This window comes from Variovorax sp. GW531-E2, assembly GCF_059423125.1.
Genome location: NZ_JBWKXQ010000064.1, coordinates 1 through 26571, shown reverse-complemented (window position 1 = coordinate 26571; position 26571 = coordinate 1). Strand labels below are relative to the sequence as shown.

General features: G+C 69.6%; 27 protein-coding genes. 19 read left to right on the top strand and 8 right to left on the bottom strand.

The features are described from left to right. The first annotated feature begins 14 nt into the window (after nucleotides 1-14). The 7 genes from AC07XP_RS26860 (at nucleotide 15) to AC07XP_RS26830 (ending at nucleotide 5528) form a co-directional block, all read left to right on the top strand. Nucleotides 15-923, top strand: a complete 909-nt coding sequence (locus AC07XP_RS26860) for a LysR family transcriptional regulator (protein WP_495266389.1) — start codon at nucleotides 15-17, stop codon at nucleotides 921-923. Nucleotides 924-1056: 133 nt separating this feature from the next. Further along, on the top strand, nucleotides 1057-2229 hold the full coding sequence (locus AC07XP_RS26855) for an MlaE family ABC transporter permease (protein WP_139703979.1): 1173 nt from the start codon (nucleotides 1057-1059) through the stop codon (nucleotides 2227-2229). Next, nucleotides 2226-3080, top strand: a complete 855-nt coding sequence (locus tag AC07XP_RS26850; RefSeq protein WP_495266388.1) for an ABC transporter ATP-binding protein — start codon at nucleotides 2226-2228, stop codon at nucleotides 3078-3080. The genes AC07XP_RS26855 and AC07XP_RS26850 overlap by 4 nt, the downstream gene beginning before the upstream one ends. 8 nt (nucleotides 3081-3088) lie before the next feature. Then, nucleotides 3089-4045, top strand: a complete 957-nt coding sequence (locus tag AC07XP_RS26845; RefSeq protein WP_159273519.1) for an MlaD family protein — start codon at nucleotides 3089-3091, stop codon at nucleotides 4043-4045. Nucleotides 4046-4068: 23 nt separating this feature from the next. Continuing rightward, nucleotides 4069-4752 carry an ABC-type transport auxiliary lipoprotein family protein gene (locus tag AC07XP_RS26840; RefSeq protein WP_495266387.1) on the top strand — a complete coding sequence of 228 codons (684 nt, stop codon included), beginning with the start codon at nucleotides 4069-4071 and terminating at the stop codon, nucleotides 4750-4752. 40 nt (nucleotides 4753-4792) lie between these two features. Beyond that, nucleotides 4793-5014 (top strand): hypothetical protein, encoded by a 222-nt coding sequence (locus AC07XP_RS26835; RefSeq protein WP_070063477.1) that lies wholly within the window; start codon nucleotides 4793-4795, stop codon nucleotides 5012-5014. A gap of 19 nt (nucleotides 5015-5033) precedes the next feature. Further along, complete coding sequence (locus AC07XP_RS26830) at nucleotides 5034-5528, top strand: GFA family protein (RefSeq protein WP_495266386.1); 495 nt, start codon at nucleotides 5034-5036, stop codon at nucleotides 5526-5528. Between the two features lie 4 nt (nucleotides 5529-5532). Here the strand turns inward: AC07XP_RS26830 and AC07XP_RS26825 are convergent, their stop codons facing one another. Beyond that, nucleotides 5533-6309 (bottom strand): SIR2 family NAD-dependent protein deacylase, encoded by a 777-nt coding sequence (locus AC07XP_RS26825; protein ID WP_495266385.1) that lies wholly within the window; start codon nucleotides 6307-6309, stop codon nucleotides 5533-5535. Continuing rightward, nucleotides 6306-7169, bottom strand: a complete 864-nt coding sequence (locus tag AC07XP_RS26820; RefSeq protein WP_062472735.1) for an IclR family transcriptional regulator — start codon at nucleotides 7167-7169, stop codon at nucleotides 6306-6308. The genes AC07XP_RS26825 and AC07XP_RS26820 overlap by 4 nt, the downstream gene beginning before the upstream one ends. A gap of 149 nt (nucleotides 7170-7318) precedes the next feature. Between AC07XP_RS26820 and AC07XP_RS26815 the strand changes: the two genes are divergently transcribed. The 6 genes from AC07XP_RS26815 (at nucleotide 7319) to fahA (ending at nucleotide 13796) form a co-directional block, all read left to right on the top strand. After that, the gene (locus AC07XP_RS26815) at nucleotides 7319-8278 is read left to right on the top strand and encodes an MBL fold metallo-hydrolase (RefSeq protein WP_062472733.1); all 960 of its coding nucleotides are present in this window, start codon (nucleotides 7319-7321) and stop codon (nucleotides 8276-8278) included. A 64-nt stretch (nucleotides 8279-8342) separates the two neighbouring features. Further along, nucleotides 8343-9980, top strand: coding sequence for an FAD-dependent oxidoreductase (locus tag AC07XP_RS26810; RefSeq protein ID WP_495266384.1), 1638 nt, complete (start codon nucleotides 8343-8345; stop codon nucleotides 9978-9980). 5 nt (nucleotides 9981-9985) lie between these two features. Further along, nucleotides 9986-10180, top strand: a complete 195-nt coding sequence (locus tag AC07XP_RS26805; RefSeq protein ID WP_062472729.1) for a DUF2783 domain-containing protein — start codon at nucleotides 9986-9988, stop codon at nucleotides 10178-10180. 46 nt (nucleotides 10181-10226) lie between these two features. After that, nucleotides 10227-11537, top strand: coding sequence for a homogentisate 1,2-dioxygenase (gene hmgA, locus AC07XP_RS26800; protein WP_495266383.1), 1311 nt, complete (start codon nucleotides 10227-10229; stop codon nucleotides 11535-11537). Further along, complete coding sequence (locus AC07XP_RS26795; protein WP_495266382.1) at nucleotides 11534-12508, top strand: Bug family tripartite tricarboxylate transporter substrate binding protein; 975 nt, start codon at nucleotides 11534-11536, stop codon at nucleotides 12506-12508. The genes hmgA and AC07XP_RS26795 overlap by 4 nt, the downstream gene beginning before the upstream one ends. A 22-nt stretch (nucleotides 12509-12530) precedes the next feature. Further along, nucleotides 12531-13796: a fumarylacetoacetase gene (fahA, locus tag AC07XP_RS26790; protein ID WP_495266381.1), complete on the top strand. Its 1266-nt coding sequence runs from the start codon at nucleotides 12531-12533 to the stop codon at nucleotides 13794-13796. 40 nt (nucleotides 13797-13836) lie between these two features. Here fahA and mrdA read toward each other — a convergent pair whose 3' ends face one another. From mrdA to AC07XP_RS26770, 4 genes are all read right to left on the bottom strand, one after another. Beyond that, nucleotides 13837-15834: a penicillin-binding protein 2 gene (mrdA, locus tag AC07XP_RS26785; protein ID WP_062472723.1), complete on the bottom strand. Its 1998-nt coding sequence runs from the start codon at nucleotides 15832-15834 to the stop codon at nucleotides 13837-13839. Nucleotides 15835-15981: 147 nt separating this feature from the next. Then, nucleotides 15982-16503, bottom strand: a complete 522-nt coding sequence (mreD, locus tag AC07XP_RS26780; RefSeq protein WP_062472721.1) for a rod shape-determining protein MreD — start codon at nucleotides 16501-16503, stop codon at nucleotides 15982-15984. Next, nucleotides 16500-17462: a rod shape-determining protein MreC gene (mreC, locus tag AC07XP_RS26775; RefSeq protein ID WP_095743224.1), complete on the bottom strand. Its 963-nt coding sequence runs from the start codon at nucleotides 17460-17462 to the stop codon at nucleotides 16500-16502. Before mreC ends, mreD begins: the two co-directional genes overlap by 4 nt. An 86-nt stretch (nucleotides 17463-17548) precedes the next feature. Beyond that, nucleotides 17549-18592 carry a rod shape-determining protein gene (locus AC07XP_RS26770; RefSeq protein ID WP_056583929.1) on the bottom strand — a complete coding sequence of 348 codons (1044 nt, stop codon included), beginning with the start codon at nucleotides 18590-18592 and terminating at the stop codon, nucleotides 17549-17551. Nucleotides 18593-18808: 216 nt separating this feature from the next. Here AC07XP_RS26770 and gatC point away from each other — a divergent pair, with 216 nt between their 5' ends. The 3 genes from gatC to gatB are packed head-to-tail and all read left to right on the top strand — an operon-like array spanning nucleotide 18809 to nucleotide 22090. Next, complete coding sequence (gatC, locus tag AC07XP_RS26765; RefSeq protein WP_056583926.1) at nucleotides 18809-19108, top strand: Asp-tRNA(Asn)/Glu-tRNA(Gln) amidotransferase subunit GatC; 300 nt, start codon at nucleotides 18809-18811, stop codon at nucleotides 19106-19108. Beyond that, nucleotides 19108-20598 carry an Asp-tRNA(Asn)/Glu-tRNA(Gln) amidotransferase subunit GatA gene (gatA, locus tag AC07XP_RS26760; RefSeq protein ID WP_495266380.1) on the top strand — a complete coding sequence of 497 codons (1491 nt, stop codon included), beginning with the start codon at nucleotides 19108-19110 and terminating at the stop codon, nucleotides 20596-20598. The genes gatC and gatA overlap by 1 nt, the downstream gene beginning before the upstream one ends. A gap of 1 nt (nucleotide 20599) precedes the next feature. Next, nucleotides 20600-22090, top strand: a complete 1491-nt coding sequence (gene gatB / locus AC07XP_RS26755) for an Asp-tRNA(Asn)/Glu-tRNA(Gln) amidotransferase subunit GatB (RefSeq protein ID WP_095949786.1) — start codon at nucleotides 20600-20602, stop codon at nucleotides 22088-22090. 46 nt (nucleotides 22091-22136) lie between these two features. Here the strand turns inward: gatB and AC07XP_RS26750 are convergent, their stop codons facing one another. Together AC07XP_RS26750 and pyrE are read right to left on the bottom strand one after the other, a co-directional pair. Beyond that, entirely contained in the window at nucleotides 22137-22829 is a 693-nt protein-coding gene (locus AC07XP_RS26750) for a DUF4124 domain-containing protein (RefSeq protein ID WP_495266379.1), read from the bottom strand. A gap of 12 nt (nucleotides 22830-22841) precedes the next feature. Then, nucleotides 22842-23522: an orotate phosphoribosyltransferase gene (gene pyrE, locus AC07XP_RS26745; RefSeq protein WP_056583914.1), complete on the bottom strand. Its 681-nt coding sequence runs from the start codon at nucleotides 23520-23522 to the stop codon at nucleotides 22842-22844. 12 nt (nucleotides 23523-23534) lie between these two features. Between pyrE and AC07XP_RS26740 the strand changes: the two genes are divergently transcribed. Genes AC07XP_RS26740 through AC07XP_RS26730 form a run of 3 tightly spaced genes read left to right on the top strand, consistent with a single transcriptional unit; the run spans nucleotide 23535 to nucleotide 26524 of the window. Further along, nucleotides 23535-24338, top strand: coding sequence for an exodeoxyribonuclease III (locus AC07XP_RS26740; RefSeq protein WP_062472711.1), 804 nt, complete (start codon nucleotides 23535-23537; stop codon nucleotides 24336-24338). Nucleotides 24339-24353: 15 nt separating this feature from the next. Then, a complete protein-coding gene (locus tag AC07XP_RS26735; RefSeq protein ID WP_495266378.1) occupies nucleotides 24354-25718 on the top strand; it encodes a hypothetical protein in 1365 nt (454 codons plus the stop codon). After that, nucleotides 25715-26524, top strand: coding sequence for a DUF1266 domain-containing protein (locus AC07XP_RS26730; protein ID WP_495266377.1), 810 nt, complete (start codon nucleotides 25715-25717; stop codon nucleotides 26522-26524). The genes AC07XP_RS26735 and AC07XP_RS26730 overlap by 4 nt, the downstream gene beginning before the upstream one ends. Nucleotides 26525-26571: the final 47 nt, after the last annotated feature.

Genomic DNA, 26571 nt, shown 5'->3' with positions numbered 1-26571 from the left:
TAAATCAGTCTTATATGACTACGTCATCGATGGACCTCCAGATTCTGCGCGCCTTCGTTCTGGCGGCGCGCGAGGGCAACGTCTCGCGCGCCGCCGAGAAGCTGCACCTGACGCAGCCCGCGGTGAGCCTGCAGCTCAAGCGTTTCGCGGAAGAAACCGGGCTGGTGCTGTTCACCCGCACGCCGCACGGGCTGGCGCTCACGGCCGACGGCGCGGCCATGCTGCCGCAGGCCGAGCGCGTGCTGGCGGCCGTGGGCGACCTGCAGCAGGCCGCGCGCAAATTGCAGGGCACGGTGCGCGGGGCGCTGCGCATCGGCACCATCCTCGACCCCGAGTTCACGCGGCTGGGCGTGTTCCTGCGCGAGCTGGTCGAGGCCGCGCCGCAGATCGAGACCGAGCTGCGCCACGGCATGAGCGGCAGCGTGCTGGCGCAGGTGCTGCGCGGCGAGCTCGACGTGGGCTTTCACCTCGACCCCGGCGATGAATCCGACGACGCCGCGCCGGCGCCGCTGGCGGTGCGCACCCTCACCCGCTTCAGCTACCGCGTGGTCGCGCCGGCCGGCTGGGGCCCGCAGGTGCTGGGGCGCGACTGGAAGGCGCTGGCCGCCCTGCCCTGGCTCGCCACGCCGCCCGAGTCGGCGCACCACCGTCTGCTGGAACGCGTGTTCGGCCCGCTCGGCCTGGCGCCCCGGCGCGTGGCGCTGGTCGACCAGGAGGCCTCGATGCTCGACCTGCTGAAGTCGGGCGTGGGGCTGAGCCTCGTGCGCGACTCGATCGCCATCCGCGAAAGCCAGGCGCACGGCCTCGTGCTGGCCGACCGCGTGCGGCTGGATTGCGCGCTGCGTTTCGTCTCGCTGGCCGCGCGGCGCGACGAGCCCGTGATCGCCAGCGCCTGGGATGCGCTGGCCCGGGCCTGGAGCTGAAGATTGGCTGAAAAAAACGGCGTCTGGCCCTACGCAAACGAAGGGCCAGACGCACACAAGCCCCGGATGCACGCGGTTACGATGCGCGCTCTCGCTTGGACCTTTGTTTACGTTTTGTCCCGCACCTTTGCCCATGTCGCCCACCCCGTCGCCCGCTGACGCCCCCGCCACCGACGACGCCTTCGCGCCGCCGCGCGCGCAGACGCAGGACGTGGACGGCCGCACCTGGGCCGTGGCCAGCGGTTGCTGGACCACGCTGGCGATGTCGACGCGCCCGGCCTGGGAGGCGCTGGCCAGGGACCTCGCGGCGCTGCCGCCCGCGGACGACCGGGCCTGGGACCTGCGCCCCATCGGCCAGCTCGACCACATCGGCGCCCAGCTGCTGTGGGAGCACTGGCGCCAGGCTTGGCCGGCCACGATCGAGCTGTCGCCGCAGCACCAGGCGGTGCTCGACCAGGTGGCGAAGTTCACGGTGGCCACGCCCGACGAGCCGCCCAAGTCGCTGAGCGACCGGCTGCACGCACTGGCCCACCACGGCCCGCGCGCGATGGTCGTGCTGCGCGACTTCGTCGGCCTCATCGGCCAGCTCGCGCTCGACCTGTGCACGCTGGCGCGCGCGCCGCACCGCGCGCCGTGGCGAGACTTCTCGGGCCACCTCTATCAGTTCGGCGCCACGGCGCTGCACATCACGGCGCTGGTCGGCCTCTTGATCGGCGTGGTGCTGGCGTACCTGATCTCCCAGCAGCTGCGCAACTACGGCGCCGAGGCCTTCGTGGTGAACATCCTCGGGCTGTCGCTGATCCGCGAGCTCGGGCCGGTGCTGGCCGCCGTGCTGATCGCCGGCCGCTCGGGTTCGGCGATCACGGCGCAGATCGGCGTGATGCGCGTCACCGAAGAACTCGACGCGATGCGCGTCATGGGCATCCCGCACGGCTTCCGTCTCGTGATGCCGCGCGTGCTGGCGCTGGCCATCGCGATGCCGCTGATCAGCCTGTGGACCTCGATGGCGGCGCTGGCCGGCGGCATGCTCGCGGCCGATGCGGCGCTGGGCATTTCGCCGTCGTATTTCCTGTCGGCCTTGCCGCGCGCGGTGCCCATCTCCAACCTCTGGCTGGCCCTGGCCAAGTCGGCGGTGTTCGGCGTGCTGATCGCGCTGATCGGCTGCTACTTCGGCATGAAGGTCAAGCCCAACACCGAGAGCCTGGGGCGCGGCACCACGTCGTCGGTCGTGACCTCGATCACCGCGGTGATCCTGGTCGACGCGCTGTTCGCGGTGCTCTTCAAGGGCATAGGATTCCGCGGATGAACGCCGCCGCGACATCCCCGTCGAACACCGTGGTCGACATCCGCAAGCTCTGGACCGTGTTCAAGAGCCCCGATGGCGAACAGGTGGTGCACCGCGACCTCGACCTGCACCTCGACCGCGGCGAGGTGCTGTCGCTGGTCGGCGGCTCGGGCACCGGCAAGACGGTGCTGCTGCGCCAGATCCTCGGGCTGCAGAAGCCCACGAAGGGCGCGGTCGAGGTGCTGGGCCGGGCGCCGGGCGAACTCAGCGCGGCCGGCGCGGCCAACGTGGGCATGCTGTTCCAGCACGGGGCGCTGTTCTCGGCCTTCAGCGTGCTGGAGAACATCGCCTTTCCGCTGCGCGAACTCAAGCTGCTGCCCGACGAGCTGATCCGCAACGCCGCGCTCGTGAAGCTGCAGATGGTGGGGCTGGAGCCGCAGCATGCGAACAAGAGCCCGTCGGACCTGTCGGGCGGCATGATCAAGCGCGTGGCGCTCGCGCGCGCGCTCATCATGGACCCGCCGCTGCTGCTGCTCGATGAGCCCACGGCCGGCCTCGACCCCGAAGCGTCGGACAGTTTCTGCGACCTGCTGCGCGGCCTGCACCGCGAGCTGGGCCTGACGGTCGTGATGGTCACGCACGACCTGGACACCCTGTTCGACCTGAGCACCCGCATCGCGGTGCTGGCCGACCAGAAGGTGATCGTGAGCGGCACGGCGCGCGAAGTCATCGCCTACCCGCATCCCTTCATCCACGAATACTTTCTCGGCGGGCGCGGCCAGCGCGCCCTGGAGGCGCTGCACGACAAGCCCGCCGCCGGCACACAACCATCCGCGCCGCGGCCCGAGGCCGCGCGCGCTGACGAAAGGTAGGTCCCCTCATGGAAAACAAGGCCCACGCCCTCGCTGCCGGCGCCTTCGTGCTCGGCCTGATCGCCGCGCTCGTCGCGCTGGTGGTCTGGTTCACGCGCGACAACACCGTGCGCAACGTGTACGAACTCTCCACCCGCGACGCCGTGAGCGGCCTGCAGCCGCAGGCCCAGGTGCGCTACCGCGGCATCTCGGTCGGCAAGGTGACCTCGATCGACTTCGACCCCAAGACCAAAGGCAACGTGCGCGTGCGCATCACGGTCGACGAGCGCGTGCCGCTCACCACCTCCAGCTTTGCCACGCTGAGCTACCAGGGCGTGACCGGCCTGGCCTTCATCGCGCTGGACGACGAAGGCGAATCGACCGTCGCGCTCAAGCCGAACAACGACAGCCCGCCGCGCATTCCGCTCAAGCCCTCGATGCTCGCGAAGCTGCAGGACCGCGGCGAGGAAATCATCGACCAGGTGGAAGAAGTGACCAAGCGCGCCAACGCGCTCTTGGCCGACGCCAACCAGAAGCGCGTGGCCGACGCGCTGGAGAACATCGCGGCCGCCTCGGCCAGCGCCAACACGCTGCTCAAGCAGCTCGACAACACCGTCAAGACCGGCCTGAACCCGACGCTCGCCGCCATGCCCGAGACGCTGTCGACAGTGAAGAAAGCAGCCGGCGATGTCTCGCGCGTGGCCAACAACTTCAACTCCACCGTGGGCCGGCTCAACGCACCCGACGGTCCGGTCGAGCGCCTGAGCGAGGGCACCAAGGCGCTGGCGCAGGCGGTCGATTCGTTCAACGCCGCCACCCTGCCGCGCGTGAACCGCGTGGCCGACGACACCGCCCACGCGGTGCGCCGCCTGGGCCGCGCGGCCGACAGCATCAACGACAACCCGCAATCGCTGCTGTTCGGCAACGGCGGCGCGGCCGCGGGCCCAGGCGAGCCCGGCTTCGTCGCGCCCGCCGCACGCCACTGACCGGGAGCAGACCAACCATGCGCATGAAGAACACCCTCCCCGCCCTCGCCAGCCTCGGCTGCGTGCTGCTGGTCGCCGGCTGCGGCATGCTGCCCGACAAGCCGGCGCGCGCCACGCTGTACGACTTCGGCCCCGGCCTTTCGGCCACTGCCCCTGCAGCAGCGCCTGCCACGGCGTTGCCGGCGCTGTCTCTCGCGGAGTTCGACAGCAACACGCGCCTGGACGGCACGCAGATCCTGTACCGCCTGGGCTACGCCGACGCCAATGAACTGCGCCCCTACGGCCAGTCGCGCTGGAGCCTGCCGCCCGCGCAGCTGCTGCGCCAGCGGCTGCGCGACACGCTGGCCGAGCGCCGCACCGTGCTCGGCCCCGAAGAGAGCGCGACGCTCGCGCGCACCGAGGGCATCGTGCCCGACACGCTGCGCATCTCGCTCGACGAGTTCAGCCACTACTTCGACGCACCCGCCAGCAGCACGGGCCTGGTGCGCCTGCGCGCCACGCTGGTCCGCACCGCCACCGGCGGCGACCGCGTGATGGGCCAGCGGACCTTCACCGTGCGCCGTCCCGCCGCCAGCGCCGACGCGCCCGGCGGCGTGAAGGCGCTCATCGCGGCGAGCGACGCGGCCATGGCCGAGGTCGTGCAATGGGTCGACCAGCTGCAGCATCAGGAGCCGCCGCAGCCGCGCACGGCGGCACCGCGGCGCTGAACGGCTTTTCATTCCAACCAACCCTGAGGAGACCCGTCCCATGAACGCAACGCGCATCGTCGGCATCCTGCTGGTCGTGGCCGGCATCGCCGGGCTCGGCCTGGGCGGCTTCAGCTTCACCAAGGAAACCCACCAGGCCAAGCTCGGCCCGCTGGAGTTCTCGGTGAAGGAAAAACAGACCATCAACATCCCGGCCTGGGCCGGCGTGGCGGCGATCGTGGTGGGCGGCGCGCTGGTGCTGCTGGGTGGCAAGAAGGGCTGAGCGCCCGCCGACCACCGCCATGGCCGACGCCTTCGTGCCGCTGGAAGGCGGCTGCACCTGCCGGCAGGTGCGCTACCGCCTGAACGCCCCGCCGCTTTTCGTGCACTGCTGCCACTGCCGCTGGTGCCAGCGCGAGACGGGCTCGTCCTTCGCGCTCAACGCGCTCATCGAACCGGAACACGTGCAGATGCTGCAGGGCATGGTCGATCGGGTGCTCACGCCTTCGGCCAGCGGACGCGGCCAGACGTACGCGCGCTGCCCCACTTGCCACGTCGCGCTGTGGAGCCACTACGCCGGCGCCGGCGACGCCGTGAGCTTCATCCGCGTGGGCACGCTCGACACGCCCGACCGGCTGCCGCCGGACCTGCACATCTTCACGATGTCCAAGCAGCCGTGGGTGGTGCTGCCGCCCGGCGCAGCGGCCGTGCACGAGTACTACGACCGCAAGGATTACTGGCCCGCCGAAAGCCTCGCGCGCTGGCGCGCGCTGCGCGAGAAGATGCGGGCCGGCTAGCGCTTCAGTCGCCCGCCATCCCGGCAACCAACTTCGGCAACAGGTCTTCCGACGCCCCCCGCAACACCACCGCCGCCGCATCGTCCAAGTGCGGCAACGGCTCGATGTTCAGCGTGACCAGCCGGGCCCCGCGCGCCATCGCCAGCTTGGGCAGCTCGGCCGCCGGGTAGACGATGGTGGTGCTGCCGACCACCAGGAACAGGTCGGACTCCTGCGCCGCCACTTGGGCGTCGAGCAGCACGCCGGCGTTCAGCATCTCGCCGAACATGACCACGTCGGGCCGCGCGTGCGAGCCGCAGCGCAGGCAGCGGTGGAACGGCCAGGGGCCGCTGCGGTTGCCGCAGTGGTCGCAGCGCCAGCGGCGCAGCGAGCCGTGCAACTCCAGCACGTCCTGCCCGCCGGCCTTGCCGAGCAGGCCGTCGACGTTCTGCGTGATGAGCCGGGTCGCGGGGCGCAGCCGCTGCAGCTGCGCGAGCGCGAGGTGGCCGGGGTTGGGCGACGCGGTCTCGATCAGCGACAGGCGCTGGGCCCAGAACTTGGTGAAGCCGCCCGGGTCGCGCGCGAGGTCGTCGGCATGCGAGAACTTGAGCGCGTTCTGGCTCATCCAGAGACCGTCGGCGTCGCGGTAGGTCGGGATGCCCGAGGCCTTGGACAGCCCCGCGCCCGAGAAGACCACGATGCGTCGCGCGCCGCGCAGCAGCGCCACGGTGCGGTCGATGCGCAGCGCGAGGTCGTCGTCGGAAGAAGAGAAAGAAGACAAGGCGGAAGAAAACAGGGTCATCGATCGGAAACGGAGGGCACCACGGCGCCGGTGGCGCTCGCGCCCAGGCGCTGCGACACCGTGCCCGCGCAGGCCTTGAGCGCGCGCGCGATCTCGCCGTCCCAGGCGGTGTGGAAGATGCCGGCCGGGCCGATGGCGGTCACGGCCAGCACGATGGCGCCGGTGTGGTCGAACACCGGCGCGGCCATGGCGCTCACGCCCTCGATCACCTCGCCGTCGGAGCGGCTGATGCCGTGGTCGCGCACTTCCTGGCACTGGCGCTCGAAGTCGCTCCACGAAGGCAGCGGCTGCACCGGCGGCATGCCGGCCGGCGGCGCGGGCTCGGCGGCGCCCTTGCGCTGCTTCTGGCGCTGGCGCTCGTCCTCGAGCTGCGCGCGCACCACGGCCGGATCGAGGTAGGCGGCAAAGACGCGGCCCGAGGCCGTGTTGGTGAGCGAGAACACCGTGCCGTGGCGCATGTTCACGTGCACCGGCGAAGGCGACTCGGCCGTGCGCACGATGGTCGCGCCGCGCGCGCCCCACACGGCCAGCGCCACGGTGTGGCCGATCTGCTGCGCGAGCTGGCCGATCAGCGGCGTGGCGATGTGCACCGGGTCGGCCTGCTGCAGGCTGATCAGCCCCAGTTGCAAGGCCAGCGGGCCGAGCAGATAGTGGCCGCTGGCGCGGTCCTGCTCGATGAGGCCCAGCCGGCCGAAGCTCACCATGTACGGGTGGGCCTTGGCGGCCGTCATGTCCGCTTCGCGGGCAAGGTCTTTGAGCGCCATCGGGCGGCCGTGGTGCACCAGCGCGCGCAGCAGCTGCCCGCCGACTTCGATGCTCTGGATGCCGCGCTGGGCGCGGTCGGTGTCAGTCGCTGCCATGGCCGCCTTGCCGTCTGGTTGTTCGTTCATGAAGAAGGCATTAGACATGAACTGATCTCGGGCTTACACTCCGCGCATTCGTTATCTGCAAACTCGTTCGCCTTAAACGAATCAGGCGAATCCCAAAACCACCCCACCGGAGACACACGATGAGCCAAGCCAAGAAATTCGCCAGCCAGGCCGACCTGGAAGAAAAGAAGATCACCTTCAGCCAGATCTCGGAGCACGCCTGGGCCTACACGGCCGAAGGCGACCCCAACACCGGGATCATCATCGGCGACGACTGCGTGCTGGTGGCCGACACCCAGGCCACGCCCGCCATGGCCGCCGACGTGGTGCGCCGCATCCGCGAAGTGACCGACAAGCCCATCAAGTACGTGGTGCTCACCCATTACCACGCGGTGCGCGTGCTGGGCGCGGCGGGCTACGGCGCCGAACACATCCTGGCCAGCCAGGACACGCGCGACCTGATCGTGGAGCGCGGCGAGGAAGACAAGGCCAGCGAAATCGGCCGCTTCCCGCGCCTGTTCCAGAACGTCGAAACGGTGCCCCCGGGCCTGACCTGGCCCACCATGACCTTCACCGGCAAGATGACGCTGTGGCTGGGCAAGCTCGAAGTGCAGCTGCTGCAGCTGGGCCGCGGCCACACCAAGGGCGACACGGTCGTCTGGCTGCCGCAGGAGCGCGCACTGCTGTCGGGCGACCTGGTCGAGTTCGGCGCCACGCCGTACGCCGGCGACGCCTACTTCCAGGACTGGCCGCAGACGCTGGACAACATCGCCGCCCTGAAGCCCCTGGCCCTGGTGCCGGGCCGCGGCGCCGCGCTGACCACGCCCGAAGCCGTGGCCGAGGGCCTGAACGGCACGCGGGCCTTCATCTCCGACGTGTACGCCAGCGTGCAGGAAGGCGTGAAGGCCGGCCGCGACCTGAACGCGGTCTACAAGGAAACCTACGCGAAGCTGCAGCCCAAATACCAGCAGTGGGTCATCTTCGACCACTGCATGCCCTTCGACGTGAGCCGCGCCTACGACGAGGCCTCGGGCCACGCCGACCCGCGCGTGTGGACGGCCCAGCGCGACATCGACATGTGGAAGGCCCTGGAAGGCTGATCGCGCCGCGACCTTCCCCCGCGCGGGGAAGGCGACGGAAACGACAAGGACACGGAGACATCACGTGATCGACTATCAAAGCCTGCGCTTCGACTACACCCGCCACGCCGACCAGGACGCCGCCGCGCCCGCCCGCCACCCCGTGGTGGTCGTGGGCGCCGGCCCGGTGGGCCTCACGCTCGCCATCGACCTCGCCCTGCGGCAGGTGCCCGTGGTGCTGCTCGACAACGACAACAGCCTGTCCAGCGGATCGCGTGCGATCTGCTTCGCCAAGCGCACGCTCGAGGTGTTCGACCGCCTCGGCTGCGGCGACCGCATGGTGGACAAGGGCGTGTCGTGGAACGTCGGCAAGGTGTTCTTCCATGACGAGCAGGTCTACCGCTTCGACCTGCTGCCCGAGCCCGGCCACGAGCGCCCGGCCTTCATCAACCTGCAGCAGTACTACGTCGAGGGCTACCTCGTCGAACGCGCCGCGGCGCTGCCGCTGATCGACCTGCGCTGGAACAACAAGGTCACCGGCATCGAGCAAGGCGACGACGGCGCGGTGCTGACCGTGGAGACGCCCGAGGGCGAGTACCGCCTGCAGGCCGGCTACGTCGCCGCCTGCGACGGCTCGCGCTCCAACCTGCGCCAGATGCTGGGGCAGGAAGCCAAGGGCCGCGTGTTCCGCGACCGCTTCCTGATCGCCGACATCACGATGGACGCGCAGCTGCCCACCGAGCGCCGCTTCTGGTTCGACCCCTCGTTCCACCCCGGCCAGAGCGTGCTGCTGCACAAGCAGGCCGACGGCATGTGGCGCGTCGACTTCCAGCTCGGCTGGGACGCCGACCCGGTGGAAGAACGCAAGCCCGAGCGCATCACGCCGCGCGTGCGCGCGCTGCTGGACAGCATCGGCTTCGAAGGCGTGCAGTTCCAGATCGGCTGGGCCAGCGTCTACACCTTCGCCTGCCAGCGCATGGAGCGCTTCCGCCATGGCCGCGTGCTGTTCGCGGGCGACTCGGCGCACGGCGTGTCGCCCTTCGGCGCGCGCGGCGCCAACTCGGGCGTGCAGGACGCCGACAACCTCGCCTGGAAGCTCGCGGCCGTGCTGGCCGGCGACGCGCCCGACGCGCTGCTCGACAGCTACGCCAGCGAACGCGAATTCGCGGCCGACGAGAACATCCGCAACTCCACGCGCGCCACCGACTTCATCACGCCCAAGAGCGAGGTGAGCCGGCTGTTCCGCGACGCGGTGCTCGAGCTCACCAAGCGCCACGCCTTCGCGCGCTCGCTGGTCAACAGCGGACGGCTGTCGGTGGCCACGGTGCTGCGCGACTCGCCGCTCAACACGCCCGATGCCGACACCTTCGCCGGCGCGATGGTGCCCGGCGCGGCAGCAGCCGATGCGCCCGTGCGGCGCGCCGACGGCAGCACCGGCTGGCTGCTGCGCGAATGCCATGTGGCGCGCTTCACCGCGCTGGTGTTCGGCCAGGGCGACGCCGCCGAGCGCAGCCTGCAGGCGCTGAAAAGCAGCGACCTCGCGCTGCACGTCGTGCGCGTGGAAGGCACCGGCCCCGACGCCGAACTCGCCACGCAGCGCTACGACGCGCAGCCCGGCACCGTCTACCTGCTGCGGCCCGACCAGCACGTGTGCGCGCGCTGGCGACAGCCCACGGCGGCGAACCTGCGCGCGGCCCTCGACCACGCACTGGCAAAGGCATGACCCCGATGCAACCGCAACTGATCACCACGCCGAACCTCGAAGCGCCCGACGATTTCTACGAGGCGCTCATCGAGGCCCACCAAGGGCTTTCCACCGAAGAAAGCCACGCCTTCAACGCACGGCTCGTGCTCGTGCTGGCCAACCACGTCGGCTCGCTGGCCGTGCTGCGCGAAGCCTTCGACGCGGCGCGCGCCGGCTGAACGGCCGTACGTTCCCACCTCATCGCGACTTTCGAAAGACAAGCCCATGATCCAAGCAACACCCGCCGCCGAACGGCGCTACCAGAGCGGCTTCGGCAACGAATACGCCTCCGAAGCCGTGCCCGGTGCGCTGCCGCAAGGCCGCAACAACCCGCAGCGCGGCCCCTTCGACCTGTACACCGAGCTGCTCTCGGGCACCGCCTTCACGGCGCCGCGCCACGAGAACCGCCGCACCTGGCTGTACCGCCGCCAACCCTCGGTGGTGTCGGGCCGCTACCAGCCCTACGCGCAGGCGCACTGGACCACCGGCGCCGACCGCGAGATCGCGCTGCCGCCCGAGCCGATGCGCTGGGGCCCGCTGCCGCTGGACGGCGCGGCCGACGTCGACTTCATCGACGGCATGCACACGCTGGCCGCCAACGGCGACGCCGAGTCGCAGGTCGGCATCGGCTCGCTGATGTACCTGGCCGGTCGCTCGATGGAGCAGCGCGCCTTCGTCAACGCCGACGGCGAGATGCTGGTGATGCCCCAACAGGGCCGCCTCGTCGTCACGACCGAACTCGGCGTGCTCGACGTCAAGCCCGGCGAAATCGTGGTGCTGCCGCGCGGCATGGCCTTCAAGGTCGCATTGCCCGACGGCCTCTCGCGCGGCTACGTGTGCGAGAACTACGGCGCGCACTTCCGCCTGCCCGAACTCGGCCCGATCGGCTCGAACGGCCTGGCCAACGCGCGCGACTTCCAGGCGCCCGTGGCGGCCTTCGAGGCAGACGGCGGCGCCTACGAGCTGGTGAAGAAATTCGGCGGCCGCTTCTGGACCGCACCCACCAAACAGTCGCCCTTCAACGTGGTCGCCTGGCACGGCAACCTCGCGCCGGTGAAGTACGACACGGCCAACTTCATGGTCATCGGCTCGATCAGCTTCGACCATCCCGATCCCTCGATCTTCACCGTGCTGACCTCGCCCAGCGACACGCCCGGCACCGCCAACTGCGACTTCGTGATCTTCCCGCCGCGCTGGATGGTGATGGAAAACACCTTCCGTCCGCCGTGGTTCCACCGCAACCTCATGAGCGAGTTCATGGGCCTGGTGCTGGGCGAGTACGACGCCAAGCCGGGCGGCTTCAAGCCCGGCGGCGCGAGCCTGCACAACTGCATGGTGCCGCACGGCCCGGACGAGGAAGCCTTCGACAAGGCCACCCACGCCGACCTCAAGCCGCACAAGCTGGACAACACGCTGGCCTTCATGTTCGAGAGCCGCTACCGTTTCATCCCGACGAACTTCGCGCTGCAAAGCCCGGCGCTCGACACCGACTACACCGACTGCTGGGCAGGGTTGAAGGACCAATTCAAGGCATGACGCACGCTCTCACCCTCACCCGCCGCGCCGCGGCCCTCGCGCTGCTGGCCGCGCCGCTGCTGGCGCATGCGGCCGACTTTCCGTCCAAGCCCATCAAGTTCATCGTGCCCTACACGGCCGGCGGCACCACCGACCTCGTGGCGCGCACCGTGGGCCAGAAGGTGTCGGAGAAGCTGGGCCAGCCGGTGCTCATCGACAACCGCGGCGGCGCGGGCGGCAACATCGGCATGGACGCCGTGGCCAAGGCCGCGCCCGACGGCTACACGATCGGCTTCGGCGCCATCTCGACCAACGCGCTGAACCCGCACATCTACAAGTCGATGGCCTTCGATCCGCGCAAGGACTTCACGGCCATCAGCCTGCTGGGCATGTCGACCATCGTGCTCGAAGTGCCGGCCACCTCGGCCATCAAGACCGTGCCCGAGCTCATCGCCGCCGCGAAGAAGAACCCCGGCCTGCCCTACGCCACCGCGGGCGCCGGCACCTCGATGAACCTGGCCGGCGTGATGTTCGCGCAGATGACCGGCACCGAGCTCACGCACGTGGCCTACAAGGGCAGCGGCCCGGCCATCACCGACATGCTGGGCAACACCATCGGCGTGATGTTCGACAACCTGCCGGCCTCGCTGCCGCACATCCAGGCCGGCAAGCTGCGTGCGCTGGCCGTGGCGGGCGCCACGCGCTCGCCCTCGCTGCCCGACGTGCCGACGATGGCCGAAGCAGGCCTCAAGGGCTATGCGCTAGAGCCGTGGTTCGGCGTGTACGGCCCGGCGAAGCTGCCGGCGCCGATCGTGAAGGCGCTGAACGAAGCGTTTGTCGAAGCGCTCGCGATGCCCGACGTGAAGGCCAAGCTGCAGCAGGCCGGCTTCTCGCCGCGCGGCTCGAGCGCGCAGGAGCTCACCACGCTCACCGACACCGAATACAAGCGCCTGGGCGACGTCGCCAAAAAAGCGGGCATGACCGCAGACTGATCCGATTCAACGAAAGACCTCCATGACCGCACTCAACGCCACCCACGACCCGAAGCTGCGCAGCTGGGTCGCCGCCGCCAACGTGGCCGGCACCGACTTCCCGATCCAGAACCTGCCCTTCGGCCGCTTCCGCGCCGCCGGCAGCAGCGAGGCCTTCCGCATCGGCGTGGCCATCGGCGACCAGATCCTCGATCTGCGCGCCACCGGCCTCATCGACACCGACGACATGAACGTGCTGATGAACGCCTCGGTGAAAGACCGCCAGGCGCTGCGCGCCGCGATCTCCGCGGGCCTCGCCGAAGGCAGCGGCCAGCAGGCTGCATGGTCGAAGGCGCTGCTCGCGCAAGCCCAGGCCGAGATGACCGTGCCCTGCCGCATCGGCGACTACACCGACTTCTACACGGGCATCCATCACGCCACCACCATCGGCAAGCTGTTCCGCCCCGACCAGCCGCTGATGCCCAACTACAAGTGGGTGCCCATCGGTTACCACGGCCGCGCCTCGTCGATCGGCGTGAGCGGCCAGGTCTTCAAGCGCCCGCAAGGCCAGACCAAGGCACCCGACGCAGTGGCGCCGAGCTTCGGCCCCTCGAAGCGGCTGGACTACGAACTGGAGCTGGGCTTCCTCGTGGGCCGCGGCAATGCGCTGGGCGAACCCATCGCGATCGGCGACGCCGAAGACCACCTGTTCGGCGTGACCCTGCTCAACGACTGGTCAGCGCGCGACCTGCAGGCCTGGGAATACCAGCCGCTGGGCCCGTTCCTCGCGAAGAACTTCGCCAGCACGCTGTCGCCCTGGATCGTGACGACCGAAGCGCTGGCGCCGTTCCGCGCCAAGTTCGAGCGCCCCGCCGAAGACCCGCAGCCGCTGCCCTACCTCGATGCGCCCTCGAACCGCGCCAGCGGCGCGCTCGACATCACGCTCGAAGTGCTGCTGCAGACCGCGAAGATGCGCGCCGACGGCGTGGCGCCCGTGCGCCTCACGCTGGGCAACACCACCGAGGCCGCCTACTGGACCGCCGCGCAGCTCATCACGCACCACACGGTGAACGGCTGCAACCTGCAGCCCGGCGACCTGCTGGGCTCGGGCACGCTGTCGGGCCCGCAGCCCGACCAGGCCGGCTCGCTGATGGAACTCACGCTGGGCGGCAAGCAGCCGGTCACGCTGCCGAACGGCGAGAAGCGCACCTTCCTGGAAGACGGCGACACGCTGGTGATGCGCGGCTGGTGCGAGCGCGAAGGCGCGGTGCGCATCGGCCTGGGTGAAGTCGCCGGGACGGTGGTCTGACCCTGGCCTGAGAGACGGTGCGCCCCGCGGGGCGCGCCTGTCAGGGCGTCGGCGCCGCCGACGATGCCGCGCCCGCCGGCGCCGGCACCGCGGCCGCCGCGGGCCAGGCCACCTCGCTGGCCACGCGCGGCTTGCCCATCGGCGCGCCCGCGCGGCCGATGCGCACGGCGGCCATGTCGGCCTCGCTCGGGTACTGGTCCATGAGCCAGTAGTCGAACACGCGGCGCGCGAGAGGCGCCGCAGCGCCCGCGCCCCAGCCGGCGTTCTCGACGATGACCGCGAGCGCGATCTTCGGGTTGTTGGCCGGTGCGTAGGCCATGAACAGCGCGTGGTCGCGCTGGTGTTCTTCGAGCGCGCGCGCGTTGTACTTGGTGTTCTTGGCCTGCGTCACGGCCTGTGCCGTGCCGGTCTTGCCGGCCGCCTGGTAGCCCGCGCCCGCGAACACGCCGCGCGCGGTGCCGCTGGTGACCACACTGGTCAGGCCTTCGCGGATCACGGCCACGTTGGCCGCCGTGTAGCCCAGGTTCTCGGCCGGCGGTTGCGGCAGCGGCACGACCTGCCCGCTGACCGTGTTGCGCATCGCCAGCGCCAGGTGCGGCCGGTGCTTCATGCCGCCGTCGGCCACGATGGCCGTGGCCTGCGCCAGCTGCAGCATGGTGAAGGCGTTGTAGCCCTGGCCGATGCCCAGCGAGATGGTCTCGCCCGCGTACCACTTCTTCTGCTCGGGCCGCTTGTAGGCGTTGCGCTTCCACTCGGTGCTGGGCAGCACGCCGCGCACCTCGCCGCCCAGGTCGATGCCGGTGATCTGGCCGAAGCCCATCGGCTTCATGAAGTCGTGGATCAGGTCCACGCCCATCTCGTTGGCCAGCGAGTAGTAGTAGATGTTGCTCGACACCTGGATCGAGCGGCGCATGTCGACGCCGCCCAGGTAGCCCTCGGGGCTGCCGAAGCGGTGGCCGCCGAAGTTGAAGTAGCCGGGGTCGTTCACCACCACGCTCGCGGCACGCTTGCCGGTCTGCAGCGCCGCCAGCGCCATGAAGGGCTTGTAGGTGGAGCCTGGCGGGTAGGTGCCGCGCAGCGCGCGGTTGAGCAGCGGCTTGTCGATCGATTCGGTGAGCGCCTGCCAGCTCTCGGTGTCGATGCCTTCGACGAACAGGTTGGGGTCAAAGGTGGGCTTGCTCACGAAGGCCAGCACCTCGCCGGTCTTGGGGTCGATGGCCACGAGCGCGCCGCGCCGGTCGCCGTACATGTCTTCCACCAGCTTCTGCAGCTTGATGTCCAGCGACAGCATGACGGTGTTGCCCGGCGTGGCCGGGTGGCTGGCGAGCCGGCGCACGGCGCGTCCGCCGGCCGAGGTTTCCATCTGCTCGACGCCGGTCTGGCCGTGCAGCATCTTCTCGTAGCTCTGCTCGATGCCCAGCTTGCCGATGTAGTCGGTGCCCTTGTAGTTGGCCTGGTCTTCCTCGTCCCAGTCTTCCATCGCGGTTTTTTCGCGCTGGTTGATGCGGCCGATGTAGCCCAGCACGTGCGAGGCCAGCTCGCCCTGCGGGTAGTTGCGGAACAGGCGCGCCTTGATCTCCACGCCCGGAAAGCGGTAGCGCTGTGCCGCGAAGCGCGCCACCTCTTCGTCGCTCAGACGGGTGCGGATCGGAATGGAGTCGAAGCTGCGCGAGTCTTCGCGCAGGCGCTTGAAGCGGCGGCGGTCGCGCGGCGACACCTCGAGCACGCTGGTCAGGCTGTTGATGGTCTCCTCGACGTCGCCGACCTTCGAGGGCGTGATCTCCAGCGTGTAGGCCGAGTAGTTGGAGGCCAGCACGATGCCGTTGCGATCGAGGATGAGCCCCCGGTTCGGCACCACCGGCACCACGGCCGTGCGGTTGCTCTCGGCCTGCTCGGCCAGGTCGGCATGGCGCACGACCTGCAGGTAGACCAGCCGCGAGCCCAGCAGGCTGAAGGCGAACAGCACCGCCAGGCCGATGACGATCACGCGGCGCTTGAAGCGCGCCAGGTCGGCGGCAACGTTGCGGATTTCGGTCATGGCGTCAGGAAGCTTAGGCGTGCGCAGGTGCGATGGCAAATGCGACGGGCGGCCGCCGCCGGGCCGCCCCAAGGCGGGCCGCGCCTCCCCCTCGGGGGGTGGAGTTACACGCAGCGAAGCGAAGTGAAAAGCCGGGGGGCACCATGACTAGAGGGGGCGGTTCTCGTCGGGTTCGGGCGTGCGGCGCTGGGGCGCCAGCAGCAGCGCGGTGGCCAGCGGCCACAGCGCCGCCTCGAGCGCCGGCGAGACCAGCACGCCCCAGCCCGGGAACACGCCGCCGCCGATCATGCGCGTGATCACCTCGATGAACTGCGACAGCGCAAACAGCGGCAGCACCTGCAGCGCCTGCGAGAGCACCGGGTACCACAGCAGGCGCCGGTGGATCATGATCGCGAAGAAGCCCAGCGTGGTGTAGGACAGCGCATGCTGGCCCAGCATCGACGACTGGTGCACGTCCATGAGCAGGCCGAACATGAAGGCCGCGCCGATGCCCACGCGCGCGGGCTGGTGCACGCCCCAGAACACGATCACCAGCGCCAGCAGGTCGGGCATCCAGGCGGCGCGGCCGATGGGGATCATGTTGACCAGCAGTGCCACGAGCAGGCTGGTCCACATGAAGACGGGGCTGACGGGCAGCAAGAGCTGCTGCTGGCCGGGGCGCTTGATCATCGCGTGGCTCCCGCCGGTTTCTTCTCGTTCTTGCCGGCGCCCGGCTTGCCTTCGGGGCGCTTGCGCTGGGTGGACGCGGCCTCGACGTGCGGCGGCGCCACCGGAGCGCCCGAGGGCTCGAGCACCAGCACGTAGCGCGCCGCGGTCACGCGGGCCAGCGGCACGCAGTAGATGCGCGCGAAGGCCGAGTCAGCGCGGCGCTCGATGCGTTCGATCTTCGCCACCGGCAGGCCGGCCGGGTAGATGCCGTCGACGCCGCTGGTGGACAGCAGGTCGCCCTCCTGCAGGTCGGCATTGGCCGCCATGAAGCGCAGCTCCATGCCGCCGCCGTGCGCCGACGCATCGCCGAAGGCCACGCTGCGCACGCCGGTGCGGGTGTTCTGCACGGGAATGGCCAGGTCGCGGTCGATCACCAGCGTGACCTCGCTCGTGAAGGGCAGCACCTGCGTCACCTGGCCCAGCACGCCGCGCGCGTCGATCACCGGCGAGCCGGCCGCCACGCCCTGCGCGAGGCCCTGGTCGATGACGATCTTGCGCGTGTAGGGGTCGGCCGCGTCGTACAGCACCTCGGCCGGGCGGCCCGGCGTGGTGGTGGTCTGGCGCAGCTCGAGCAGCTCGCGCAGGCGGGCGTTGTCTTGCGCGAGCGTGTCGGCGCGGCTGGCGGTCTCGGCCTGCAGCATCAGGGCCTTGCGGGCCTCGTCTTCGTTGCGCTGCGCGGTCTGCAGCTCTTCGAAGTAGCGGCTGCCGCCCATCACCAGCATGACCGGCTTGAGCGCCGCCATCTGCACCGGGTAGAGCACCGCGCCGATGGCCGAGCGGATCGGCTTCACGAGGTGAAAGCGTGCGTCGGCGACCATGAGGAAGAGCGAGAGCGCGCCGAAGAAGATCAGCTTGCTGAGTGCCGATTGCCCCTGGTTGAACAGGGGTGGCGCTGTGCGATCGAGCGTGCCCAGAGGCATGTAGTCAGACCCGGCGGTGGTGCGGCATCAAATAACAAAAAGCCGGCCTGCGCAAGCAGAGGCCGGCCGATGATGGCTTTCGCCTTTTACTCGCTCGTGAAGATGCTGCCCAGACGGTCCATGCGCTCCAGGGCGATGCCGCAGCCGCGCACCACGCAGGTCAGCGGGTCCTCGGCCACGAGCACCGGCAGGCCGGTTTCCTCGGCGAGCAGGCGGTCGAGGTCGCGCAGCAGCGCGCCACCGCCGGTGAGCATCATGCCGCGCTCGGCGATGTCGGCGCCCAGTTCGGGAGGCGTCTGTTCCAGCGCGTTCTTCACGGCCGAGACGATGTTGTTCAGGGGGTCGGTCAGGGCTTCCAGCACTTCGTTGCTGCTGATGGTGAAGCTGCGCGGCACGCCTTCGGACAGGTTGCGGCCCTTGACTTCCATTTCCTTGACTTCGGAGCCGGGGAAGGCCGAGCCGATGTTCTTCTTGATGACTTCGGCCGTCGGCTCGCCGATCAGCATGCCGTAGTTGCGGCGGATGTAGTTGATGATGGCTTCGTCGAAGCGGTCGCCGCCCACGCGGACCGAGCCCTTGTAGACCATGCCGCCCAGCGAGATCACGCCCACTTCGGTGGTGCCGCCGCCGATGTCCACCACCATCGAGCCCGAGGCTTCGCTGACGGGCAGGCCGGCGCCGATGGCCGCGGCCATGGGTTCTTCGATGAGGTAGACGGCGGTGGCGCCGGCGGCTTCGGCCGCATCCTTGATGGCGCGGCGCTCGACCTGGGTCGAGCCGCAGGGCACGCAGATGATGATGCGCGGGCTCGGCGTGAGCAGCGTGCGCGGGTGCACCATCTTGATGAACTGCTTGATCATCTGCTCGGTGATCACGAAGTCGGCAATGACGCCGTCCTTCATCGGGCGGATCGCCTCGATGTTGCCGGGCACCTTGCCCAGCATGGCCTTGGCTTCGCGGCCGACGGCCTGGATCACCTTCTTGCCATGGGGGCCGCCTTCGTGGCGGATCGCGACCACGGAGGGCTCGTCCAGCACGATGCCCTTGTTGCGGGCGAAGATCAGGGTGTTGGCGGTGCCGAGGTCGATCGCCAGGTCGGTGGAGAAGTACCGACGGAAAGCTCCAAACATGTGCGGAATCCTCTGAGCACGGCCTGCGCATCGGCAGGTCGTCGCTCTATTTTTGGGTCGTTTGACGGGGTGAATTGATCGTTTTTGGCGCAAAAGCCGGCGCGTTCGCGGGGGTTGCGGCAAAGGCGGGATAATAACCGAATCCCCTCTGAATCCCGTGTCGGCACCCTCTTCGGCGTGCGATTGCCTCCGGTTTTTTCGACCCGTCAGCCATCTATGTCTCTTTCCGCTTCCGATATTGCACGCATCGCCTCCCTGGCGCGGCTGCAGCTTGCCCCAGATGAAAGCGAGCGCATGCTCACTCAAATCAACGGCTTCTTCGATCTGGTCGAACGCATGCGCGCGGTCGACACCACCGGCGTCGAGCCGCTGGCGCACCCCGTGGCCGCGCTCGAAGACGTGACGCTGCGCCTGCGCGACGACGTCGTGAGCGAGCCGAACAACCGCGAAGCCAACCAGAAGAGCGCCCCGGCCGTCGAAGCCGGCCTGTTCCTCGTGCCCAAGGTGATCGAATAATGAGCGGCGAGCAACTGCACCAGATGGGCGTGGTCGCCCTGGCCAAGGCCTTGGCCGAGCGCAAGGTTTCGGCCGTCGAGGCCTCGCAGGCGTTTCTGGGCCGCATGAAGGCCCACGAGTCGCTCGGCACGTTTGTCGATGTCAACGAAGAAGTCACGCTGGCCCAGGCCCGCGCAGCCGACGCGCTCATCGCCAAGGGCAACGCGCCCGCGCTGGCCGGCGTGCCCATTGCGCACAAGGACATCTTCGTCACCACCGATTTCGCCACCACCGCCGGCTCGAAGATGCTCGCGGGCTACCGCTCGCCCTTCGACGCGACCGTGGTGCGCCGCCTGGCCGAAGCCGGCGCGGTCACGCTGGGCAAGCTCAGCTGCGACGAGTTCGCAATGGGCTCGGCCAACGAGAACGTCGCCGTGCCCGCCGTGGGCCACGACCAAGCCGTGCCGGTGCGCAACCCCTGGAACCTCGAGCGCATTCCGGGCGGCTCGTCGGGCGCCAGCGCGGCGGCCGTCGCGGCACGCCTGGCCCCTGCGGCCACCGGCACCGACACCGGCGGCTCGATCCGCCAGCCCGCTTCGTTCTGCGGCATCACCGGCATCAAGCCCACGTATGGCCGCGCCTCGCGCTACGGCATGGTGGCCTTCGCATCGAGCCTCGACCAGGCCGGCCCGATGGCCCGCTCGGCCGAAGACTGCGCGCTGCTGCTGTCGGCCTTCTGCGGCCCCGACCTCGACCGCGACTCGACCTCGCTCGACAAGCCCGCCGAAGACTTCGGCCGCTCGCTGAACGACTCGCTCGACGGCCTGCGCATCGGCGTGCCCAAGGAGTTCTTCGGCGACGGCGTGGCGCCCGGCGTGCGCGCCGCCATCGATGCGGCGCTCGCGCAGTACGAGAAGCTCGGCGCCAAGCGCGTCGAGGTCTCGCTGCCGCGCACCGAGCTGTCGATTCCCGTGTACTACATCCTGGCCGCGGCCGAAGCCTCGAGCAACCTGAGCCGCTTCGACGGCGTCAAGTTCGGCCACCGCGCCAGGCAGTACAAGGACCTGGCCGAGATGTACGAACGCACGCGCGCCGAAGGCTTCGGCGACGAGGTGAAGCGCCGCATCATGATCGGCACCTACGTGCTCTCGCACGGCTACTACGACGCCTACTACCTGCAGGCGCAGAAGGTGCGCCGCATGATCGCGGACGACTTCCAGCAGGCGCTGACGCAGTGCGACGTGATCGCCGGCCCCGCCGCGCCGACCACCGCTTGGAAGATCGGCGAACACGGCGACGACCCCGTGGCCGACTACCTCGCCGACATCTTCACGCTGCCCGCATCGCTCGCAGGCCTTCCGGGCATGAGCGTGCCCGCGGGCTTCGACGGCGGCATGCCCGTGGGCCTGCAGCTGATCGGCAACTACTTCGGCGAAGCGAAGCTGCTCAACGCAGCGCACCGCTTCCAGCAAGCCACCGACTGGCACACGCGCACGCCGGAGGGCTTCTGACATGAGCGAGACCGTGAACACATTCGAAGCACAACAACAAGGCCGCCCGACCGGCCCGCTGGTGCGCGGCTATGAAGTCATCATCGGCTTCGAGACGCACGCGCAACTGTCGACCGCGAGCAAGATCTTCAGCCGCGCCTCCACGGCCTTCGGCGCCGAGCCCAACACGCAGGCCTGCGCGGTCGACCTGGCGCTGCCGGGCACGCTGCCCGTGATGAACAAGGGCGCGGTCGAACGCGCCATCAAGCTGGGCCTGGCGCTGGGCTCGCACATCGCGCCGCGCAGCGTGTTCGCACGCAAGAACTACTTCTACCCCGACCTGCCCAAGGGCTACCAGATCAGCCAGTTCGAGATCCCGGTGGTGCAAGGCGGCGCGGTGTCGTTCTTCCTCGGCGAAGAAAAGAAGACCGTGCGCCTGGTGCGCGCCCACCTCGAGGAAGACGCGGGCAAGTCGCTGCACGAAGACTTCATCGGCCAGAGCGGCATCGACCTGAACCGCGCCGGCACGCCGCTGCTGGAGATCGTGACCGAGCCCGACATGCGCTCCACCGCCGAGGCCGTGGCCTATGCGAAGGAACTGCACAAGATCGTCACGTGGATCGGCATCTGCGACGGCAACATGCAGGAAGGCAGCTTCCGCTGCGACGCCAACGTGTCGGTGCGCAAGCCCGGCGAGAAGCTCGGCACGCGCCGCGAGATCAAGAACCTGAACAGCTTCAAGTTCATGCAGCAGGCGATCGACTACGAGATCAACTCGCAGATCGACGAGCTCGAAGAGGGCCGCGCCATCGAACAGGCGACCGTGCTGTTCGACCCCGCCACCGGCGAGACGCGCACCATGCGCACCAAGGAAGACGCGGCCGACTACCGCTACTTCCCCGACCCGGACCTGCCGCCCCTCGTGGTGGCCGCCGAGTGGATCGAGCGCGTGCGCGCCACCATGCCCGAACTGCCGCGTGCCACGGCCGAGCGCTATGTGCGCGACCACGGCCTGTCGGAATACGACGCCGCGCAGCTCACGCAAGGCGCGGCGCTGGCCCGCTACTTCGATGACGCGGTGAACGCCGGCGCGGCGCCCAAGCTGGCCAGCAACTGGATCACCGGCGAGATGGCCCGCCGCCTGAACGCCGCCGAGATCGGCATCGAGGCCGCGCCCGTGAAGGCCGCGCAGCTCGCGCAGCTGGTGACGCGCATCGCCGACGGCACGCTGCCCAACAACGCCGCGCGCCAGGTGTTCGAAGCACTGTGGAGCGGCGAAGGCAGCGATGTCGACGCGATCATCGAAGCCAAGGACCTCAAGCCGATGAACGACGCCGGCGCGCTCGACAAGATCCTCGACGAGGTGATTGCCAAGAACGCGAAGAACGTCGAGGAATACCGCGGTGGCAAGGAAAAGGCGCTCAACGGCCTCGTGGGCCAGGTCATGAAGGCCAGCGGGGGCAAGGCCAACCCTGCGCAGGTCACCGAGCTGCTGAAAGCCAAGCTGGGCTGATCACGAACGAGCCCCGGGGGCGGGGGGCCGGCCCCGGCGGGTTCGTTCAGCGCGGGTTGCCGCCGTTCTGCGGCGACCAGAGCGTCTTCAGGCGCCCGCGCTCTTCGTCGAAGCGCGCATTCACGCGCTTCTTCTCGTCTTCCTGCTCCGTGATGAAGCGGTTCTGCACGGCCACGCTCTGCGTGTTGTCCTCGATGCGGCGGCGCACGGCGCCGGGCGCCTTGCTCGTGTCCTGCTTGTAGAACTCGAGCTCTTCGTCGATCTTCTTGCGGTCGTCGGCGAGCTCGACGAGGCGCTTCTTCGCGGCCTGGATCACGGCGTCGATCTGCGACAGGGCCTCGACGCGCTCGCGGTCGTGCGTGGTGGCGTTGGGATAGCGCACCAGCAGCGCGCGCTCGCGGCGGCGCTCGTCGATGAGCCGCGCAGCCTGGATGGCGGCTTCGCGCGCGCGGTCCTCGCGCTCCTGCTGCTCCCGCGCCGTGTAGGTCGGCTCCAGCTTGCGGCGCACCGTGCCGCTCGGGCTCAGTTCGCGCTGCTCGCGGTCGCTGCACTCGGCGATCGGCCGGTCGGCCGTGAGCGTGCGCCCGCGCGCGTCGACGCAGGTGTAGATGCCGACACCGGGCCCGTCCGTCTTGGCGGGCTGGGCCAGCGCCATGCCGCACGACGACAGGGCCGCCAGGCCCAGCCACAGCGACGCCACGACGGCGGCAGAAGAGGGATCGCGCGCGGGGCGTCGCATCGGCGCTGCGTCTCAGGCGCCGTAGCGCGTGCGGTAGGCCAGCACGCGCTCGCGGTGCGCGCCCAGGTCGGCGGCGGCATTGCCCGAGAGGTAGCTCAGCAGGTCGTCCAGCGTGGCGATGGGCACCACCGCGAGGCCGAGCTGGTTGCGCACGTACTGCACGGCGCTGTGGTCCACGTCGACGCCGTTCTCGGTGGCTTTTTCCTGCCGGTCCAGGGCGATGGCCACGGCATGCGGCGTGGCGCCCGCGGCCTGGATCGCGGCGATCGATTCGCGCACCGCGGTGCCGGCCGACATCACGTCGTCGACGATGAGCACGCGGCCCTTGAGGGGCGCGCCCACGAGGTTGCCGCCTTCGCCGTGCGCCTTGGCTTCCTTGCGGTTGTAGGCAAAGGGGTAGTTGCGCCCGCGCCGGGCCAGCTCGGCGGCCACGGTGGCGCCCAGCGGGATGCCCTTGTAGGCGGGGCCGAAGATCATGTCGAACTCGAGGCCGCTTTCGACCAGGCGGTCTGCATAGAATCCGGCGAGCCGCGCGATCTTGGCGCCGTCGTCGAAGAGGCCCGAATTGAAGAAATACGGGCTCATGCGACCGGCCTTGGTCTTGAATTCGCCGAAGCGAAGCACGCCGGCGTCGAGCGCGAACTGGACGAAGTCCTGTGCCACCGCGCTGCTTGTCTGACCGTCTACAGCCATTGGAAATTCCTTGTGTTCAAACTGACCAGTCTCAATCTCAATGGCCTGCGCTCGGCGGCCACCAAGGGCGTCGCCGACTGGGTGGCCGAACTCGCGCCGGATTGTATTTGCATGCAGGAGATCCGCGTCCAGGCCAGCGATGTCGAAGGCCGCTTCGAGCAGATGGCGGGCCTGCAGGGCCACTTCCACTTTGCCGAGAAAAAAGGCTACGCGGGCACCGCCATCTACACGAAGCATGCGCCCAGCGCCGTGGTGGTGGGCTGGGGTGATCCCGAATTCGACGCCGAAGGCCGTTACCTCGAGCTGCGCTTCGACACGCCGAAACGCAAGTTCTCGGTCATCAGCTGCTACTTCCCAAGCGGCAGCTCGGGCGAGGAGCGCCAGGCCGCCAAGTTCCGCTTCCTGAAGGGCTTCTTCCCGCACCTGCTGGCGCTGAAGAAGGAGCGCGAGTTCATCCTGTGCGGCGACATCAACATCGCGCACCAGGAAATCGACCTGAAGAACTGGCGCGGCAACCAGAAGAACAGCGGCTTCCTGCCCGAAGAACGCGCCTGGATGACGCGCCTGCTCGACGCCGGCACCGAAGGCGCCGGCCTGGTGGACGTGTACCGCCGCCTCAAGCCCGACACCACAGGCGACGCCTACACCTGGTGGAGCAACCGCGGCCAGGCCTACGCGAACAACGTGGGGTGGCGGCTGGACTACCACCTGGCCACGCCGGCGATGGGCGCGCTGGCGCGCACCGAGGCGATCTACAAGACGGTCAAGTTCAGCGACCACGCACCGATCACGGTGGAGTACGACTTCACGCTGTAAGTCGCCCGCCCGTCGATGCCGATCCCGACTCCGTCTCCGTCCACGAACCCGTCCTCGCCGCCCACGGCCGCGGCGACGGCGGTGTACCTGCCGCGCGACGTGGTGAACGCGCCCGAGGTGAAGGCCGCGATCGCGCGCCGCAGCGCCGAGCGAGGCGACGACGCCGACATGGCGGCCTGGCTGCTGAACCACTTCTTCCGCTGGGCCATCGGCAGCTTCGGCAACGTGCTGCCGGTGCAGTCGCCCGCCGACTACCTGGCCGCGGCCGGGCCCGACAAGCCGCTGCCCGAGTGGCTGGCCAAGCAGCTGCAGCCGCGTGCGCCTGTCGCGGTGAACGCGGCGTCCGCGCAGGACAAGGAAAAGTCCAAGGGCAACAAGGGCAACACGGCCGAATCGCCCGCCGCCGAAGCCACCCCGAAGACTTTCTACTACCTCGACCCCGATCACCTGCTGCTGGTCGACCGCGAACGCATGCTGGTGGAGTTCCTGCGCTCGCGGCGCGGCACGCGGCTCGAGCAGAAGCTGCAGCGCATCACCTGCTTCATGGCCATGGCCCTGTGGGAGCAGGAGCACCAGCGCATGCAGGCCAAGCGCAACAAGGGCTGGGTGCCCAGCAGCGGCCTGGCGCTGAAGGAAGTGCTGCGCACGCCCAACGGCGTGATCTTCGAGTTCATCGGCAGCCATGCGGCCTTGCGCGAGGAAATGGCCTACGAGTCGTTCCACATGCAGCACTGCCTGGGCCAGTTCGCCAACATCAAGAAGCTCAACGGCGGCTACGGCGAGCAGTACGCCAGCGCCGCGCAGAGCGGCCGGCTGCGCCTGTTCACGCTGCGCAGCGCGGGCAACCTGCCGCACGTGACCATCAGCCTCGAAGTTCACGCCGACGGGCTGCGCGTCGACCAGATCAAGGGCAAGCAGAACCGCCACCCGATCCGCAAGTACGCCGACGACGTTCTGCAGTTCCTGCGCACGCTGCCGCCGCGCGGCGAGCGCCACAGCGACTGCGAGGGCATGGGCCTGGTGTTCGAGCCCGAGGCCTCGGACACCGCCCGGGGCGAATGGAAGTTCGTCACCGACGTGCAGAGCCCCGACTTCCTGCTCAGCGTGATGAGCGGCAACTTCCACCTGATCGAGCACTTCGAGCAGCCGCCGCCGGCCCTGCAATGGCTGCTGCTGCGCATCGCGCCGCACGAGCTGGCGCGGCTGCGGCAGATGGACGTGGCGGTGGCCGCCGCCGCCCGGCTGACGCTCCCCGCGAACCGGTTGCCGCCGTCGCTGCAAGCGGCCCCCACGCAGGCGCCCGCCACGATGCTGGAGATCGAAGGCATCTCGCTGAGCGCCGCCGTGTGCGCGCCGCCGTTGGGAGCTGCATTGCCATGACGCAGGCCATCGTCATCGTTGTGTTCCTGGGCCTGCTGTACCTGGCGGTGCGCATCGCGTGGTTCGTCGTGCGCACGGCATTCCGCATCGTCGTGCGCGGCTCGGGCACGGCGATCGGCCACATGGAAAAGGCCAACGCCGACCTTGCAGTGCGCGCGGCGCAGGCCAAGGCCGACGCCGGCAAGGTGGTGCCCAACCGCCGCCGCTGGGCGCTGGCGCTCGGCGACATCCTGCTGCTGCGCAACGGCCTGCGCTGCGACAGCGACACGCTGGCGCTCGACGTGCCCGCCGAGCAGCGCCAGCGCCTGGCCAAGCAGGTGCTGCGCGAAATGAACATGGCCGCCGACCTGCCCGAGCGCGACATCGCCACGCAGATGCAGGCCGCGCTGGTCGGCTGGGTCGGCGGGCTCGGCCGCACCCACGCCAACTTCTACGAACAGCTCGCGGCCGAAGGCCAGGTGCGCGACGCGCTGGCCTTCGACTGCGCGCGCACCGCCTTCCTGGTGCGCTGCATCGCGCTGCTGGGCTGGGTGCCCGAGTCGCAGGCCTGGCTGGTGCTGTTCCTCAACGCGCAGCGCGCGCAGGACAGCTTCGAGAGCTGGGAAGACTTCGGCCACGCCTATGCGCGGGCCCGGCTGCACTGGCTGCGCATCAGCAGCCAGGACGGCCCCGCTTCGTCGCGCGCCACGCTGGAAGTGCAGGAGCACCTGCAGAACACCCAGGGCAACTGGCTCACGCTGCCCTGGAAGCGCTACCGCATCTTCGATCCCCAACCCGTCACTCTCGCCCCCGCCGCGTCGGCCTGACGCGCGAGCCCCGCCCATGACCACCCACACGCCCTCCGCCGCAGCGA